This is a genomic window from Rhodocytophaga aerolata, from assembly GCF_030503435.1.
Taxonomy (GTDB): Bacteria; Bacteroidota; Bacteroidia; order Cytophagales; family 172606-1; genus Rhodocytophaga; species Rhodocytophaga aerolata.
Genome location: NZ_JAUKPO010000122.1, coordinates 1 through 2636, shown reverse-complemented (window position 1 = coordinate 2636; position 2636 = coordinate 1). Strand labels below are relative to the sequence as shown.

Genomic DNA, 2636 nt, shown 5'->3' with positions numbered 1-2636 from the left:
TCATTTGTCTCTTCTATTTTGCCATCAGTTGTCCAATTCTATCTGACGACATACAGACATACATTGCCTCCTTTGTGAGCTCTATCAAAGGCTAGAGTCGCCCTACACTTATCAATGCTCTGGACTGTGGAGATCAAGTATCATGCTGTAGATGCAATAAAAACGGCCTTAGTTGTTCTCTAAGTTGCCCTAGGTCTTAGGGAGGGTAAGGAAATTTAATTATATTTTTATGAACGCACAAGCCTGTGCGTTCATAAACAAAAGAATCTTTCAAGTGATTTTTACTTAAAAGATTGGCTAACTAAAGACAGATGAGAGAGGAATTTAAGATAAATAGTGGCTTCCTGCTAGGTTTTTTCCTTCTACTTGAATTTTTCGCCTCCAGGGGCGTTTATGCGCAGAGCAGTCAAATAATAGATCTTGCAAACCCTCTCCCTATACTAATTCCACTTAGAGATAACCGCTTCTCTTTTGATAGCCTGGATTTTCTTGCTGTCAGCAACCTTTTGTATGAGAAGACTAGATCAAAATATATCCGCTTGCAAAACAAGCTTTCCCTGCAAGCCCAAAACCAATCTATTCTCTTTCAAGATACCTTGTACCTGGAAAATGATTGGCAAGGATTAGAGAAGATTCTCTCTATTGCCCCACTTAGTACCTCATCAGATTTATACATGAATGGCAGGTTAGTCTCAAGATTAGCACCAGGCATCCCTCTTCATTTAACTATTACACCTTTTGCTAACACTGGCCAAAATCTTATTGAGCTTATCTCTACAGACAAAAGCAAAAAAGAGAAAGCGCCGGTGAGCGAACTATTTGTTTATGCTTCCCCAAGTATACGTTTGAGCGACCTGCTAATCTTTACAACTCACCAGCGGCAGTATGGGCATTGGAGCAATTTCTCGCTGGCAATATTCTATAAGGTAAAAAATCACATAGCTAGCATGTTTGATACAGACCGGCTCAAGTATAGTTTCCAGGTTTATGACAGGCACCTGAAGTTAGAAAGACAAGTTGAAGCCAAACCTGTAGGGAGGGCTACCTTTTTAAATCCCACCAGGGAAAGTTCCTGGAGTATTGTCAGCTTTACGGATGCTAAATTTTTACGTTGGTCAGATGAGATTCCCAATTTGCATTACCTGCTTATCCGGCAGGAAAATCCCCTTTTGCAACAAAGTGCCTTTTATCTGCACCGAATCGGGCTACAGACTTCAACCATTAAAGATAATCAAGTATACCTCAACAACACGCCTATTCGCCTAAGCCCGGTTTTATGGGATATAGATATAAAGAAGGGGGAAGGCATGGGCAGCGATACGCCCGAAAGCATCATCGGGAAACTAAAAAAACACCACATTAATACGCTGATGGTTCCCCTTGCGATGGCAACAAAAGACCTATACCGTCTGTGTGAACAGCATGGCCTTTTTATCATCCAAGACCTTTCAGACTCTGCCCTGCAAGCCTCATCTGCCCGCAAAGATTCTTCGCTTACTACGAGTCAAGCCCTTAGCCGGATAGCGGCCCGTGTGCATGAATTTAAAAATTCTCCTTGCCTGCTCTTTTGGAATACACAAGCCATTAGAGGAGGTGAAAGAGCGGCTATTGAAGATTCCCTGAAACGAATTGACCGTTATAGACCCTTGTTTACCCCTCAACTCTTAGCAGGCACTAGGCAAGTGAATGCTTCAAAAAGATGGTCCAAAATGACAGACGATGAACAAAAGCAGCTAAAGAAAAACTATCAGCCAATAGATCTCATTATCAGCTCCTATAAAAGCAATGAGCTTTTATTGCGCTCAAATTATAGTTTTGATACCCTGCATGTAAAGGTGATGTGGCAGGTAGTGAAATCATCTCAGGCGGTGGAAAAAGGCGAAATTTCAGATGTTTCCCTTTTACCAAAAAAAGAAGCCCTTCTTCTCTTGCCGGTGGATCTTGCCAGCTACAAAGATAAAGCTGATGTTAAAATCTCTTTTCAAATATTGCTAGCAACAAACAAACGCTGGGCACCAAAAAATTTCGAGATTGCCAGTCAAAATTTTAGATATACTCATTTGAAAGAAGACTATATCTTTGAAACATCAGATTAAATCTTTTCCCCCTCTTGTCCAAGATTTTACCAGACTTCATTTGGTTTTTCGATGCTGCTAGCCCTTGCTTATGGTCTTTTTTCTTCTTTTCCTTTTGGCGGCTCCCATACAAATACTTGCCTTTCTATTTGCAGGTGCGTATCAGCGGAGCCTTTCTCCTAAACTTGGCATAATCAGGTTTAAAATCAGTGTAGGGATGCTTTTTTCAGGGCATATTGCTCAGCCAGCGTATCTGCTCTCACAGCCCTTCCGGAAATGATCTGTGAAATAGAATAAGTATTCAATATCTGTTATTAACGGGTATAATCGTCAAAGCTTCTAGAGCCAATAACAGCCGTTTTCATGAATAATTACTTGGTTGATTTTCTTATCGAATTATTTACAAAATACTATAATAATAATATCATATTAAGGGTTTCATCTAGTAAAATATACTTAACTACTTACCACGTATGCTGCCGGTTCAAGTGATTTCCTCGCTGCCCTATCCTTTTTCGCTTTTTCAGCAGTTGTGCTTAGAGTTTGCTTTTTTCCGCATTC

Annotated in this window: 2 protein-coding genes; both read left to right on the top strand. The window is 40.4% G+C overall.

The features are described from left to right. The first annotated feature begins 311 nt into the window (after positions 1-311). On the top strand, positions 312-2096 hold the full coding sequence (locus Q0590_RS36960; protein ID WP_302042714.1) for a beta-galactosidase domain 4-containing protein: 1785 nt from the start codon (positions 312-314) through the stop codon (positions 2094-2096). 70 nt (positions 2097-2166) lie between these two features. Continuing rightward, positions 2167-2355, top strand: coding sequence for a hypothetical protein (locus tag Q0590_RS36955; RefSeq protein ID WP_302042713.1), 189 nt, complete (start codon positions 2167-2169; stop codon positions 2353-2355). The last annotated feature ends 281 nt before the right edge of the window (positions 2356-2636 follow it).

Excerpts from the sequence above, each read along its gene's own strand:
- Q0590_RS36960 (WP_302042714.1), top strand. The coding sequence starts at position 312 with ATGAGAGAGGAATTTAAGATAAATAGTGGCTTCCTGCTAGGTTTTTTC.
- Q0590_RS36955 (WP_302042713.1), top strand. The coding sequence starts at position 2,167 with ATGGTCTTTTTTCTTCTTTTCCTTTTGGCGGCTCCCATACAAATACTT.